Source organism: Sediminibacterium sp. FW305-C-269, from assembly GCF_058231045.1.
Genome location: NZ_JBIQXQ010000003.1, coordinates 830,917 through 847,157, shown reverse-complemented (window position 1 = coordinate 847,157; position 16,241 = coordinate 830,917). Strand labels below are relative to the sequence as shown.

The window sequence follows — 16,241 nt, the reverse complement described above, 5'->3', positions numbered from 1 at the left end:
TCAATATGTATATGCGTTTGATAAAACCATTTGTTGTGTTGCTGGTAGGGATGGGTATGGCTGTGGCTGGCCATGCGCAGAAATATACCGCAGGAGATAAAGTGAAGGTACAGCTGAATGGCAACTGGGAGCCTGCCGTGATTGTGGATGTTGCTTCCGCCGATAACAAAAATTTCCGGGTGAAACTTCAGAATACCCGTGGTTCTAAAAATGCTGCCATGAATACTTTTTTAACGGTGGCTATTCAGAACATCAAACCTGATCATACAAGTACCGCTGTAACCAATACGAATACTGTTACAGGTCAACAAAAAGCCAAAGCGGAACCAGACAATACCTTACTGGGGCGTTACCAGATTTATACCGGCATACAGAAAAATTACATTGGCCATTTTTACCTAAAGGCAGATGGAACCTACCGGGTGGCACTGAGCAGTGATGAGGACACGTATGCACAGGGTACCTACGAAGTATTACCGGATGAACAGACCATAAAATGGCTGGGTGGTTTGTTCTATCATAACCGATGGGGAGGCAAACTGGTAAAACAGGATAATGGCCATTACCAGATCATTTTTAACGGAAAAGCCATGGCTGAAAAATCAGCTGAATGAACAGCCGGATATCCCTTATTTGCGTGGTTTTTCTTGTGCGCAACTTGAACCAATTTTAAAATTGGCTAAGCTGGATTAGATAGATAAGACGACCATGGAACGCCAGAACAATTGTTCTTGAGAAAAGCGCTGTTCTAATTAGATATAGAAATATTTCTACATAGCATCTGTGAAATCCCCCAATTTCTCCGAATGCAGGCTGGATGCACATCTGTCTTATTCAGGTTTTGTTTTAGCAAAACCGATGGGTATGTTGAGTAGGGTTGACCACCCCTGTATACCTGCCGGCTAAATGTTGTCATGCAGATGATGCCCTGGAGAAAATACCTGTTTGTTTTTCTTGTTATACTGATACAATCCTGTACCAGAGAGGCTGAAATTAAGATGGACAATCCTGTTCCATTGTCAAATTCCGAAAGTCTTTGGATACGTAGTCTTGGTTTCTCCTCTGCCGGTGCCGTTAAAACGGATAGCGGTTTTCTGGTAGAGAGGGATATTTTCCTGCCTTCCCTTGTTTTAGCGGATACCCCACAGCAAGTATATGTTCGGGTGGCAACAGCCGAGCAATACAGAACGTTCAACCTGGTAAAAGTACCCAGGACCGTAACGGTTTCCTGCGAAAAAATGCCCATTGCCTTTATTGCTGCTGTAGATACGATGATCAACAGGTATAACCGGTTAAACCTGAACCTGAAATTCAGAAGGGTGGCAAGCCTGGGTGTGGTATACCTGAAACCCAATTATAAAGTGGTAGGAAATACCATTGCCTATGCCGGTTTCCCGTCTGCAAGCGGAAACCCTTATCCCGAGATCAATATTAATATGAACCTGTACAAAAGTTTCACCATGAATCAATGGGGTATTGTACTGCAACATGAGATCGGGCATTGCATCGGGCTCAGGCATACGGATTATATGGACCGCTCCTTTAGTTGTTTGGGCGATCCCGTAAATGAAGGAGCAGGAGCCACAGGCGCCGTTAGAATTCCAGGAACCCCATCTGAGCCCGATCGGCTGAGTTTTATGTTGGCTTGTTTTGACGGTAATACCCGGCTCAGCTTTAATGATAACGATATCATTGCCTTAAAATATCTATACAAACGATAGCACATGAAAGAAAGATTTGGGTATCGTTTATGTATATGGCTATTTACGGCACTGCTGGGAACTGTTGCAGGCAAGGCGCAGCAGCATGTTTATACACAATGGAACCATACGCCTTTGCTTGTAAATCCGGCCTTTAATGGTTTTTATAACAGCAACATGCGATTCTCTACTATTTACCGAACTGTCAATGATCAGGGTTTGCCGGGGCAACGTTCGTTTCAATTCAATTTTGAGGCCAAACCATTTCAGGAATACTTAGGTAGTGATTTAGATGAGTGGAGCATTGGTGTAACTGCCAATCGGTTTTCGGCTGTGCAGACCATGTTTTCACAGAGTACGTTTGCTTTGACCACTGCTTATAGCAAGGCCCTGAATTATGATGGAACACACTCTCTGACACTGGGTTTTCAGGCTGCCATGCAGTCACAGAAAGTAGACCTCAGTAATCTTGATTTTACCACGCAGTTCTCTGCGAATGGTTTTGACCGGATGCTCCCAAACTTTGAAACCAGCCAGAGCTACAATAACAACTACATAGACCTTAATGCCGGTATCCTGTATTCTTTTGGCGATGAGAATGAAACTTTTTTTGCGGGCCTGGGTGCCCATCAGCTGAATCGGGTAAGGAGAGAACTGTCAGTGGACCCTAAGTTTAATCCTGTGTTGGATTTTTCGCTGGGTTATACCCGTTATATGAATGATAAGTATGTGTTTAACATAGCGGGTAATTTCAATTTTAATTATCCCGTGAATGAAAAAGTTATCATGGTCGGCTTGGGTACAGCTATCTCCGAATTGAGTGATGACCTTTTGACAGCAGGTCTGTATTATCGCTTTGATGCCATTGCCTCTCCATTCGTGCAGTTTCAGACAAAAGGCATGAAAATGACTTTCTCTTACGATACCTATGTTTCGCCTAAATTAACCGGAGTGGGAGACAGAAGAGCGCTGGAGCTTTCGGCGATCTTTCGTTTTTCATCCAAAGATTATACTACCAGGTATGCCAGGCTAGACTGTTTTAAATAATCCTACTTGAACAAGCTACACAAAATATTAGTCCCTTTTTTCCTGTTTACGCTGATAACGCAAACAGCAAGTTCGCAGTGTGATGTGTTGATCACCCAACAACCCTCACTTCCTGCGGTTGTTTGTGCGGGACCAGGCTCACAATCCCTGTCTGTTTCGGCAACGGTTAAGGCAGGTGCAACACTTTCCTATCAGTGGTATTTTAACGGTGTGGCTATTGCTACAGGAGGTACCAGTGCTACTTACACCATATCCAGTTTACAGCAGGGAAGCAATGGGGAATATAAGGTTAAAGTGAGTGGCGCCTGTGACGTAACAGCTAAACAAGACGTAATCTCCAGCCCGGTTACCCTGGCACTGGGTAATACCCCGGTGTTCAACACAACATTGCCGGATGCGGCCGTTTGTATTGGGTCGGATTTCTCTACTGCCGTTAGTGCTAATACCAGAAGCGGGGGAACCGTTTCCTATTCCTGGCGGTACATGAATACGGATGCTGTTGTATCTACAGCTGCTTCATTGTCTGTTACAGGTGTAACGGATGCCGATGCCGGAAGATACAGGGTTACGGTAAGTAATAGTTGTGGTACAGGCCAATCCGATACCATCCTTCTCAGTACACGAAATAAACCTGTATCTGCCGCTTTGAATAATGTCACTGCCATTTCTGCCTGTACAGGTCAGTCTGTTGTGTTACAAACGGAAACCAATAACAATAATGGCGGTTCGGTCTCTTATGCATGGTATAAGCTAATTTCCGGTACCCCGGTGCTTCTTCCGGCAGCATCAGGCAGTAATTATTCGATAAACGCAGCCCAATCGGGTGACGCGGGTGTATACCGTTTTTTGGCCACGAATACCTGTGGTACGGCGGTTACTCCGCTTGATTTTACGGTGAATGCGCTGAAATCCAAACCGGTTATTGTAGCACAGCCGCAATCAGCTAATGTGAATTGTGCAGACTATACACTTACCCTAAGCGTTACCGGGTCTTCTGATGCCGGTAATATCAGTTATGCATGGACAAAGGGAGCTGCTTCATTGGAGACCAATACACAAGTCACCTATTCAAATGGGGGAAATACCAGTTCGCTTGTTTTTTCAGATCCTACACCGGTGAATAATGGCAGTTATACAGTATCACTGACCAATAATTGCGGAACAACACAATCGGTTCCGGTGATCGTTACTGTGGATGTGATTAAACCCGTCATTACTACAGCGCCAGCAGCGCATACGGTATGCGAATCGCAGTCTCTTACAGAAAGTCCCCGGATCAGCTATCAGTCAGATTTCAATTTTACCTATGCCTGGTACAAAACCGGATCGGGCGTGCCCATTGCCAGTTCCCGCGAATTGGTGATCCCTTCGTTTGCGGATGCGAATACAGGTGACTATAAGATCAGGGTTACCAATGCCTGTGGCACTTATACGGAAAGCACACCGGTTAGTTTTTCGATAGCCCGAAAACCGGCTATTACGGTACAGCCTGCTTTGGGTTCGCAAACGGCTTGTATTAATAAGAATATCACACTTAGTACAGCGTCCAATACCCAGAATGGGGGAACCTTAACGTATGCATGGTACAAAGACAATGTATTGATGGTCGGTCAGCAATCCGCTAATCTTGCATTGACCAATATGCAAGCTGATGCACAAGGCTCTTACCGGCTTGATGTATCCAATCAGTGTGGGGTGACCGGCAGCAATAGTGTATCAATCAATCTTGGTAATTTACCCACTTTGGAATCAAAGACGGCTGACAGCAGCTATTGTTATGGATCTAATATTACACTTGCTGTAACAGTGAATAGCAATGGGGGAGGCGTATTATCCTACCAGTGGAGTAGTTCCGCCGATGGCGCATTGGTCAATACAGGTGCTTCGCTTACCTTGAATTCGCTGGTATTGGGTAAAACGGGTGCCTATACCGTGCAGGTAAGTAATGCCTGTGGTACTATGAGTGCTCCGGCAGTGATGTTAGTCAGGGGGCTGGATAAACCACAAATAACACAGTTTACTTCCAATGCTACCACCTTCTGTTCCGGCAATAGCCTGAGCCTGGCGGTTACCGCTAGTTCAGGGTCTACAATGGTGTACAACTGGTACCAGGGAGCTACTCCCGTAAAAGCCAACAGTAGTGATAATTATTATCAAAAAGGTGGCCTTGCATTGTCGGATGCTGGTACCTATGCTGTTAGTGTCAGTAATACCTGTGGTACTTCCACCAGTTCGGGTATTGCCATTTCCGTTAATGGTAAACCTACTATTGTAACAGATATCACCAAAAACATTGACTGTAGCGGATCAAAATCATTACAACTGACAGTGGCTGGTGCAGATAATGGCGGAGGTGCCATTAGCTATCAATGGTATAAAAATGGCAATCCTTTAGGCCCCAACTCCAGTACCTTATTGATCAATAACCTGACTGCTGCCAATAGCGGAAGCTATTTTGTGGCTCTTTCCAATGGCTGCGGATCAACCAATTCGGAGAGTGCTGTTGTGTATATTAATTTTGATGTTCCTGCAATCGAGTTACAACCAAAGTCCGGCTCTTACTGTAAGGGGCAACCTATGTTGCTGGAAGTAGGCGTAAAGGATGCGAATAATAATAATTTCACGTATCAGTGGATAAAAGGAGGAGCTAATGTACCAGGCCAGACACAACCATTGTTTTCAAAAGACGCAGTGGCTATGTCTGACGCAGGTCAATACAGTGTGCTCGTTACGGGGTTGTGTGGCGTGACAGCCACCAGTAATTTGGCTGATATTGTGATCAAGGATGCACCATCACCCAGTTTTGTGATTAATTCGAATACAACAGAATGTCTTGGTTCCAATAATTTTGAATTTGCCGATAACAGCAATACGGCAGGAAGCTTTGCCAGAGAATGGATATTTGATGACGGGTCAACTTCTATTGTCGGGCCGGGCGTGACCCATAGTTTTGCTACAAGTGGTATTCACAATGTGTTATTGAAGCATACGGCTGCCAATGGTTGTTATGGAACCTATTCGCAGAATATAACAGTGTCTTCTACGCCTATCATTACGCAACAATTAAAAAATAAAATTGCCTGTCTCAATGGCGACATTAGTTTAGATATTCTTGTCAATGAAAATTACGGGGGAAACCTCAGTTACCGGTGGAAGAAAAATGGAACCGTTATTGCATCTGCTAACACCACATCGGGCAGTTATGAAATATTTGGTGTGAGCGCCGGAGATAAAGCCAGCTACAGTGTTTCCGTATCCAATAGTTGCGGAACGGTGCAAAGTGATACGATTTCACTTTCTATCAGTGATAAGCCGTTCTTATCGAATCAGGTATCTGCGCAAAATATCTGTGAAAGAAATGTAGATACGGTATTTGTATCTATGACGTCCTTATTGCCCATTACAAAATACACCTGGTATCGTAATGACGGATTCTATGGAAATACCGTTTCGCCTTACCTGAGTTTCCCGGATTTTAGAGAAGCGAATAGTGGTAAGTTCTATGTAGAAGCAGAGAATGCCTGTGGCATCACCCGTTCCAATGAATTTGCGCTTAACCTGAAGAGATTACCACAGCCTGCATTCAGCGCCACAATAGATACGATTTGTTACAAAACGTCACGCCTGATCAATACGGCTTTTACCAATAACCTGTCTGATACCCTTACTTATCAATGGTATCAGAATGATGTGTTGTTGCCTGGGGAGTCAGGTAGTAGTATATTCCCCGTATTTGGTACTGCAGGTGTTTATGCGTTCAAGGTCAAAGTTGCCAATAGTTGTGGTGTTACCACGAATCTGGTTAAAACGGCTTATGTGAATCGAATTATACCGCAATTTATCGTGGATACTACCGGAGGTTGCAGTGGAAATCTTTCCGTGTCCATTCAAAACCGGACCTCGCAAGCCTATTATCCATTACTTAGCTGGAAAGCTTTATACGATGATGGTCAGGAAGATCAATTAACATCGCCTACTAATTTTGCGTATCACAAATATGTTGTTCCCGGATATTTTAATCTTAAATTACTGGCACTCGATTCAGCGGGATGTGTATCCGATACGATGCATTTTGCAGTAGGGAATTATGCATCAGCCCGTGCCGACTTTACAGTTGCAGATACCTGTCTTGGATCAAAAACAGTATTTACCAATCTTGCACAAAAAGGTGCTGGCAGCTTTGGTTATGATTTTATCCGTTGGGAGACAGCCGATCAGGTGATTATGGATACTTCTGCGAGCTTTACTTTGCAGTACCAGCGTCCGGGTATTTATAACATTGCGATGTCTGTCCGCGGAAAAAATTCCTGTATCACAGATCGGATAGAGAAGAAAGTGGTCATTGCCGGCAATCCGGTTTTTGCCATAGATTCGATCGGTGGTTGTAAAAATGAATTAGGGGTTACCATTACGAAGACCGGGCCGGATCATCATATCAGGAATTTTTTATGGAATATTGATTATGGGGATGGTACCCAAAAACAGAATCTGGATAGCAGTTTCCTGACGGATAGTCATAAATATAACAAAACAGGGACGTACACTGTACGGATTAATACATCAGGAAGTTTGGGTTGCCAGAATACGGTGGTTGAAAAACAGGTGATTAATTATGGATTAACCAAAGCAGGATTTACCGTAAAAGATACCTGTCTGGGATCCCCCAGCGTATTTGTCAATAATGCCATAAAAGGCTATAACAATGCCCGATTCGGTTCTGTTTCGTGGAAGATTGATGAGCAGCTTTTGGAAGATAGCCTGCCTAATTTCATCTATCGCTTTAATAAGGCGGGTACCTATGCTGTAACGCAGTATGTAATGGGTGAAAATAATTGCCAGGCAGACAGCATTACCAGGCAGGTGCAGGTAGTCGGCAACCCTGTTTTTGTCATCGATTCAGCCGATGGTTGTAAAAATAAGCTGACCGTTACCGTACATGATACCAATCCTGATAAACATATTAAGAATTATACCTGGAATATTGATTATGGAGATGGCTTTACCCGAAACAATCTGGATAGCTCAATACTTCAGGATGTTCATTCATACAGCCGTGCCGCTGCCTTTACGGTTCGGGTGACCGCAGCGGGTATGATGGGATGCCAAACTCAGTCAATCAGCAAAAGGGTAGTGAATTATGGAATGACCAAAGCGGCATTTGTAGTAAATGATACCTGTGCCGGATCGGCCAATACCTTTATTAACCGGGCAACAAAAGGCTGGGGCAATACCAGTTTTGCCGCTGTGAAATGGAAAATGGGTGGGGATTGGTATGAAGACAGCTTGTCTACATTCACCTATCCATTCAGTCTTTCCGGTAAATATCCGGTAACCATGTATGTTCAGGGTAATAATAATTGTTTGACGGATAGTTTCACCAGAGAAGTGAATGTGATCGGTAACCCTGAGTTTGTGCTGGATTCTTCAGGCAGTTGTGCCGGCAGATTAATGGTTACCGTAACCAATCGTAATCCTAACGCCAGTATCAAAAATCATTTCTGGGAAGTGGATTATGGTGATGGATATCGTAAGACCATATTGGATAGTTTGGTAAAAACAGATGTACATGCCTATACAAATCCGGGTAATTATCTGGTAAAAGTCAACTCATCCGGTAATGTATTCTGTCAAACGCAAACGGCTACAAAGACCTTCAGCAATATTGCTGTTACCAAGGCCGATTTCAGTGTAGGGGACACCTGTTTGGGTATGCCTTCTTTATTCAGAAATACAACCGTCAAAGGTTTTGGTAATACAGGTTACGCTTTTGCCAGATGGCAGATCAATGGACAGTCAGTACAAGACACATCCTCTTTAGTAAGTTATACCTATGCTACGCCAGGTACGTATCGGGTGAGTTTGGCGGTACAGGGAAACAATAGCTGTATTGTAGATAGTATGTCCAAACAGTTGGTAGTAACCGGTTATCCTGTAGCCAATTTCGTATACAAAGATTCCTGTGCGGGATTTGATGTGCTGTTTACAGATATCAGCAAAACTTCACTTAACGATAAGATTGCACAATGGCAATGGAATTTTGCAGATAGGGGAACGGCATCATTTGTCCAGAACCCTGTTCGGGTATTTGCCCGTGAAGGCGCTTATGCGGTTAATTTACTGGTGCAGAGCAAGGCATGCCCTCAGTTTTATGATGATACCACCATTAACGTAAACATTAGCAGACCTCGTCCTAATCTCAGGTATAATACTTTGTATACCGTAAAGAATATGCAAAATGCGCTGGATGCTTATCCCAACGGAAGAAGTTATGAATGGACTCCGAATTTCAATCTCAATAATACGCGTATCCGTCAGCCATTGATCAATCCGGATTTCATTACCAGGGATTACCAGGTTCGTATAACAGATTCTTCCGGTTGCATAAATGTGGATACTTTACAGGTATGGGGTTTTAACCAGCCGGATGTGTACCTGCCAACTGCATTTTCTCCAAACAATGACGGGTATAACGATGTATATAAGGCAGAATATGTGATGATCGATCACCTGGAATACCTGAAAGTGCTGGATAAATTCAACAACGTGATATTTGAAACCAAATCAATGTCAGATACATGGGATGGTATGTACAAGGGAAGGCCGATGGCCACTGATGTGTATCTGGTGCTGGTTTCTGCTGTTGATAAGCGGAATCAACGCATACAGAAAAAGGTTACCGTGAATCTATTAAGATGACCCTTATGTTCAGGGGCATATTGCTTATGGCAGCAACTTGTGTCAGTTGGTTAGCTGTTACGGCGCAATCATTGGTTTACCCTGGTCATTATTATCATAACCGTATCCTGGCTGCCCGGCAATGGTATCCGCAGCTTAAGGGGGATCAGCTGCGGATGGCTATCAGAGATGACAATATTGATACGCAGTTGTTAGACCTGCGTGGTAAAGTCATTTTTCAGGAATTTCCACTGGCAGCAAAAGGCAATCATGCCACAGAACTGGCCTGCCTGGTTGCAGGCTCGGGACTTACCGGTGATCGTGCACTTGGATTAGCGCCCGGTGTTTTCATCTACAATACCTCTTTTCGCAACCTGTTACCTGATCAACAGCGGATGCAGGAATGGAAAGTAAGCACCCATTTATATGCGTATGGAACGGATATAGAAAATTATTACGGCCTGGAAGCGGCATTGTATGATGCTGCTGCAGTAAGTGACAGTTCTTTATTGTATATTTTTTCGTCCGGTAATTCGGGCCTCTCAATAGCCACGGGTGGGAAGTATGATCAACTACCCGGTTGGTCAAATCTCACCGGTAATTTTAAACAGTCCAAAAATAGCTTAGTGGTTGGGGCAACCGGCATGAATGACCAGATAGTATCATTCAGTTCACGGGGGCCGGCTTATGACGGTCGTATCAAACCTGAGATAACCGCTTTTAGTGAGAATGGCAGTTCGGATGCGGCAGCTGTGGTTGCCGGTTCGGTTCTGTTGTTGCAGGATCTATACCGGCAGAAATATGGCGCATTGCCTTCTTCAGCCTTATTGCGGTCAGCCCTTTTGTCGGCTGCCATCAAAACAAACGGAAAAATCTCTCATGTATCCGGGTATGGTGGTCTGGACCTGTTACGATCACTCAGGATCATCGACAGGCAACAGTTTATATACGGAACATTGTCCATGGCAGATAGTGTTGTCTGCCATATCCGGATACCGCCTGCCTGTCGTAACCTTACCATCACGCTCTCCTGGATAGATCCTCCGGCAAAGGCTGGTGTGGGGAGGGCGCTCATGAATGATCTGGATATCAGTTGTCACCAACCAAGCGATGGACCCCGTTGGTTACCAAATCTCTTATCAACAGCGCCTGTTCCGGCCATGCTTATGGCAGCGCCTGTTCCCGGAGAGGATCACCTGAATAACAATGAACAGCTATTCATAGCCGAACCCGTTGATACGGTACTGGAAATAAAAGTCAAAGCCACCACCATCCCAAATGGAGATAAGCAGCATTTTTATATCAGTTATGCTTTTGATGAGCGTATGCCGGTCGAATGGATAACCCCGGTAAGTTCCGATATTTTCTACGACAGTAACGGTGTATTTCTTTCCTGGATCGGAGATCCTGGGGCGACCAAACAGCTGTTGTATGAAGATACAACGGGTACCATTAGACAGCTGCAGTCAGCAATAACCGGAAACAGCCTGTTCTGGAAACCGGAGAAGCAGGAAACGGGAAAATACCGATTCCGGTTACGCCAGGGGAGTGCCGAAATAATATCGCCCTGGATACATCTTCAGCCGCAGCCCCAATTAAAAACGGTTTCCGTTTGTGGGGATTCTGTATGGGTGGAGTGGCAGTCCACAACCACTGGCCGCGTAAGCTGGATCGGAGATCTTAGCCGGGATCCGTGGATTCCACTAAAGGGATATCCAGGCACTACCCACTCTTATACCTGGCTTGCAATGGCTGATTTGATCCGTCAGCCTTTGTGGGTCATCCTGCCGATAAATGCGCAACAGTACGGGAGATCAGCACAGATCCGTTCTGATAGGGATATGGGACAGGGCTGCCTCACAGACTATTTTACGGCCACGCCTGGATCAAATGCAATATCCCTTTTGTTACAACTCAGTGCGGTAACAGCGTTAGATAGCATTCAGATACAGCACAAACAAATGGGCAGTTGGAGAATATTGTACAGTGGCAAGGCGCAGGCCACTGAAATGGCAGTGCTGGATGTGAGTCCGCATCAAGGGATCAACCAGTATCGTGTAGTCATTTTTCCGGCAAACAGAAACCCATTTCCGTCCGTGTATACAGAAGCCTTTTTCTTTACGCATACAACAGACCTGTTTTATCCCAATCCGGTACGTGCAGGTGCTCCATTGTATTTTGCATTCAGGGAAGCCGGAAAGCGACGTATAACTTTGTTGGATGGGAACGGAAGAAAACTGCATTCCTTTTCTACCGATACAGCCACAGAACGTTGGGTAACCCCTTATTTGGCCAGTGGTATGTATTTTATCAGGATAGATAACGGTAGTGAAGTGTTGCTGAGGCAGCTTCTGGTGCAGTGAGATACCTGGGGGCACTGCTAATGACCGTTTTTACCTGCACATATTTCATTTATTTCTTTTGTGTGTTCAGTAGATATAAGGCAAAAAAGTTGCCAGGCGCCGACGGCATATGTTTTATTCAGCATTATTGAATTGAATGATTGTAATGTTGAGTTGTGATGGGTTTTGGTCAGAAAACCCATGAAAATGAGGGCCGGTTTAGTAGCTTTGCAGGATACCTTCTGCATTCAGATCGTCATCGTTTTTTCCAGGAATAAAAGAATATGGGTAAGGGTAACGGCAAAACTATCACACGCCTGAATATTTTCGATGGAACGGATTGTTGAATAAAGATGGCTAAAAAGATTGGGCAGGTTTGCCCTGGCGGTTTACAAACGGATATGCATGTATATGAAAAAATACACAACTCATTTACCCTTGTTTTTATTGTTCTTATGTTTCGGTTATTCATCCCGGGCGCAGAGAGATACCATACCGCTCAATTCCGACTGGCAGTTTGCAGTGGATAAAGATAAGGTCGGACAAAAAGAAGCCTGGTTCAGGAAAGAATTGCCCCTGGCGCAGACCGTTCATTTACCACATACCTGGAATGTTACGCCGGCAACAGAAAATCATTATGGCTGGGGATGGTACCAGAAAAAGCTACAGGTACCGGCCCACTGGAAAAATAAGAACCTGGTACTGCAGCTGGAAGCGGTTAACCACACAGCTTATATCTATGTAAACGGGAAAAAAATAGCCGAGAACCTGGGTGATGGATTCAGTAAGTTTTTTGTGAATCTGAACGACCAGGTATGGTACGGAAAAGAAAACCTGATTACCATTGCCGTCAATAATGATTTTGGGAAACAGAAAGTTCCTTTTGGCGATTCTTTTGACTGGCCCAATGATGGGGGCATCATACGTCCCGTAGCTTTACTGCTGACCGATAACCGGCAGATAACCGCCACCTATCTGCATGCCACCCCGCACCTGAATACGCAAACCCTGCAAGGCAGTTTACAATTAGCGGTGGGTAAAAACCTGCCTGACAAATCCATACAGTTGGGCATCACCATCCGCGAAGAAAACCAACCCACGCATCAGTTGATCCTTGATACCCTGGTTACACCCGTCTGGAAAGAAGGGGAGCTGATTCAACAGCTGTCATTAACAAAGGTACATCCCTGGCATTTCGACTTTCCCAACCTGTACCAGGTAGAACTAACCTTGTATCACCAGGGGAAAGCGGTAGATAGGGTTAGCACCACCATCGGCTTCCGGGAGCTGACATTTGAAAATGGACAAACTTTCTTAAATGGTGAACGGATAAAATTGATGGGAGTGGAGTGGACTGCCGGCAGTAATCCCGATGTTGGTTTTGCAGAGCCCGCGAGTGAGATCGTTAGGTACGCCCGTTTGATAAAAGAAGTCAACGGTATTTTCACCCGCCAGCATTTTCAGCAGTCCGATCTGTTTTACGATTTCTGCGACCGGAACGGGATTTTGGTAGAGCAGGAAATACCGTTGTGGGGACCGGAAACACCGGCCAATGATACCATTCAATCCATCGCTATGCGGCAATTGGAAAGCATGATCCGCAACTACTACAACCATCCTTCCATATTTGCCTGGGGAGTAGGTAATGAACTTCGGGGCAGGTCTGAAGACATGCGGAACATGATCGGGAAACTGATCGACCGGGCCAGACAATGTGATTCCACCCGAACCACGGCCTATATTAGTAATACCCTTACCGATAAGTTCTATACGCATCCCCATTTTGTACCCGATGCGGCTGCTAAGGGAGATTTTATCATGATGAATGAATATGGCGGAAGCTGGTGGAATATACCGGAAGCTAAACTGAGCCAGTATCTCGACAGTGTACACCTGAGTTATCCCGATAAGCCTTTTTTCATTTCTGAATTTGGTTTGTGCGAACCCAATTTCAAAGGAGGCGATGAGCGAAGGGTAAAAGACATGATCTATCATATGGCTGTTTATGAATCCAAGCCCTATGTGGAAGGCGCTATCTATTTTGATCTCACAGATTACCGGACCCATTATCCCGGCACGTATGATACAGGCAAATACCGCAGAAGGATACATGGTGTGTACGATATGTACGGAACACCCAAACCCTCCATGCAGATGCTGCGCAACCTGTCTACTCCGGTAGAACTGGTTTCCTGGCGTCAAAAAACAAACCAGACTCTGGAAATTGTGTTGATGGGCAGCATGGGACTGCCACAACATACGGTAAAAGGATACCGTCTCTATTATTCCGACTCAGCAGATGGTTTTGAAAATGGGAAAGTCATACCGTTGCCTGACATAGCACCCGGACAACAGATTACGGTTGAGGTAGGTGATACCTATAAGGTTCCCGGGTTCATTACCATTACCAGACCAACCGGCTATATCGCCATACAAAAGCAGTTATAGCAAAACAGTACCCCCAACAGCACTTTTGCGCCTTAGCGAGCCAATTCCTTTACAAAAACAGGAAGGCACAAGTGTACAGGATGCTGGAGAATTTTGTTCTTCTCAAAAAAGATACCCTGGCTTTTGTGTGGATATAACATGCCTGATATACTACTGATTCAGTTTTGTCACCAGAAGAAAAAATGATACATTTAACCTTCATTGAAAAAATAATCAAATGCCGGGTGATTCTTCTTTTGTACCAGCGAAAGCAAAAGATAAAAACAGTTTTGATGTTATAGTGGTAGGCTCCGGGATCAGTGGGGGATGGGCTGCGAAAGAATTGTGTGAAAAAGGATTAAAAGTATTGTTGCTCGACCGTGGCAGGGATCTGGCACATGGCGATTATCCAACAGCCGGCAAAATGCCCTGGGAATTCGAGCACCGGGGTACACTCTCCCAAGCAGATAAAAAAGATCACCATATACAGACCCGTCATTATTCTTATCGGGACGATAATAAACAGTTTTATATTAACGACACGCAGAACCCTTACGAAGAGATCAACCGGTTTGACTGGGTTCGCGGAGATATTGTAGGTGGCCGTTCACTTTTATGGGGTCGGGCCTGTTATCGCTGGAGCGACCACGAGTTTGAATCAAACCTGAAAGATGGATACGGGGTAGACTGGCCCATCCGTTACCGCGACCTGGCTCCCTGGTACGACTATGTAGAAAAGTTTGTAGGGGTAAGCGGTAATAAAGACGGTATTGCATCATTACCGGATGGATCGTTTCAGCCAGCTTTTGAGATGAATTGCGTGGAGAAAGATTTCAAGACCCGTCTTGAATCTGCCTATAGCACCCGGAAACTGATCATGGGCCGTACCGCTAATCTCACCCGGCCGATACATCACCGTACCCAGTGCCAGGCACGTAATCTTTGTCACAGAGGATGTCCGTTCGGTGCCTATTTCAGCAGCAATGTGGGTACGATACCGGCCGCTGCTGCTACGGGTAATCTCACGGTTCGTCCGGGTTCACTGGTGCTGCATGTATTATACGATGAGCAAAAAAAGAAAGCAACCGGTGTAGAAGTGATGGATATAGAGACCCGGCAGACAGAAAAATTCTTTGCACGGGTGATCTTTCTGAATGCTTCCACTGTTGCCACGGCAGCTATATTGTTGCGTTCTGTTTCCTCCCGTTTCCCAAATGGTCTGGGTAATAGCAGCGACCAGGTTGGACGTAATCTGATGGATCACCACAAAGGGATCTCCGTAACCGCATCTGTAGAAGGTTTTGAAGACAGTTATTATTATGGGCGCAGGCCTACGGCTTTGTATATTCCCCGTTTTAAAAATATCCTGGAGCCGGATAATCGCTTTTTACGGGGTTATCATTTAAATGCCAGTGCTTCACGGAGTTCTGCAGAACCTATGGAACAGATCGGTGCCGGCTTTAAAGATGCCATGTGCGAACCGGGTCCCTGGAAGATACGCATGTATGGTTATGGAGAATGTTTGCCCTATGCAGACAATCGGGTGATGCTGAGCAAAACCAAAACCGATCCGTGGGGATTACCGATGATCAGTATTGACTGTACTTTCCGGGAGAATGAGCAAACGATGCATAAGGATATGGCGGCTACTGCAAAGGAGATGCTGGAATCGTTGGGGTATCAGAAAGTTACCGATACTTCGCGCATATCCGCTCCCGGTAATGCCAATCATGAAATGGGCACTGCCAGGATGGGGAAGGACCCAAAAACATCAGTTCTCAACGGTTTTAACCAGATGCACGAAGTACCCAATGTATTCATTACAGATGGTTCCTGCATGAGTTCCAGTTCCTGTCTTAACCCCTCTATCACATATATGGCTCTTACTGCAAGGGCCTGCGATTATGCGGTTAAACAGATGAAGAGATTGGATATCTGATTCGGGATAGGGTAGCAAATGCTATAAAATAGCGTATTAAATTCTGTACATTGAGCTGTGTTTTGATTACTTACCTGCAAATGCCTTGCCTTATGACAGAGTCTTCTGACT

7 protein-coding genes are annotated in these 16,241 nt (G+C 45.0%); all 7 read left to right on the top strand.

From position 1 onward, the window contains the following. The first annotated feature begins 11 nt into the window (after window positions 1-11). The 7 genes from ACH3Y6_RS13650 to ACH3Y6_RS13620 all read left to right on the top strand — a co-directional run bounded on the left by ACH3Y6_RS13650 (window position 12) and on the right by ACH3Y6_RS13620 (window position 16,130). A complete protein-coding gene (locus tag ACH3Y6_RS13650) occupies window positions 12-614 on the top strand; it encodes a hypothetical protein (protein ID WP_490836171.1) in 603 nt (200 codons plus the stop codon). A 402-nt stretch (window positions 615-1,016) separates the two neighbouring features. Beyond that, a complete protein-coding gene (locus tag ACH3Y6_RS13645) occupies window positions 1,017-1,721 on the top strand; it encodes a M57 family metalloprotease (RefSeq protein ID WP_490836170.1) in 705 nt (234 codons plus the stop codon). 3 nt (window positions 1,722-1,724) lie between these two features. Next, complete coding sequence (locus tag ACH3Y6_RS13640; protein ID WP_490836169.1) at window positions 1,725-2,747, top strand: PorP/SprF family type IX secretion system membrane protein; 1,023 nt, start codon at window positions 1,725-1,727, stop codon at window positions 2,745-2,747. Between the two features lie 6 nt (window positions 2,748-2,753). Beyond that, window positions 2,754-9,443: a PKD domain-containing protein gene (locus ACH3Y6_RS13635; RefSeq protein WP_490836168.1), complete on the top strand. Its 6,690-nt coding sequence runs from the start codon at window positions 2,754-2,756 to the stop codon at window positions 9,441-9,443. A 26-nt stretch (window positions 9,444-9,469) separates the two neighbouring features. Beyond that, entirely contained in the window at window positions 9,470-11,785 is a 2,316-nt protein-coding gene (locus ACH3Y6_RS13630) for a S8 family peptidase (RefSeq protein WP_490836167.1), read from the top strand. Between the two features lie 390 nt (window positions 11,786-12,175). After that, a complete protein-coding gene (locus ACH3Y6_RS13625) occupies window positions 12,176-14,212 on the top strand; it encodes a glycoside hydrolase family 2 protein (RefSeq protein WP_490836166.1) in 2,037 nt (678 codons plus the stop codon). A 217-nt stretch (window positions 14,213-14,429) separates the two neighbouring features. Continuing rightward, on the top strand, window positions 14,430-16,130 hold the full coding sequence (locus ACH3Y6_RS13620) for an FAD-dependent oxidoreductase (RefSeq protein WP_490836165.1): 1,701 nt from the start codon (window positions 14,430-14,432) through the stop codon (window positions 16,128-16,130). Window positions 16,131-16,241 lie beyond the last annotated feature (111 nt).

Coding starts and splice junctions, on each gene's coding strand:
- ACH3Y6_RS13650 (WP_490836171.1), top strand. CDS start 12: ATGCGTTTGATAAAACCATTTGTTGTGTTGCTGGTAGGGATGGGTATG.
- ACH3Y6_RS13640 (WP_490836169.1), top strand. CDS start 1,725: ATGAAAGAAAGATTTGGGTATCGTTTATGTATATGGCTATTTACGGCA.
- ACH3Y6_RS13630 (WP_490836167.1), top strand. CDS start 9,470: ATGGCAGCAACTTGTGTCAGTTGGTTAGCTGTTACGGCGCAATCATTG.
- ACH3Y6_RS13625 (WP_490836166.1), top strand. CDS start 12,176: ATGAAAAAATACACAACTCATTTACCCTTGTTTTTATTGTTCTTATGT.
- ACH3Y6_RS13620 (WP_490836165.1), top strand. CDS start 14,430: ATGCCGGGTGATTCTTCTTTTGTACCAGCGAAAGCAAAAGATAAAAAC.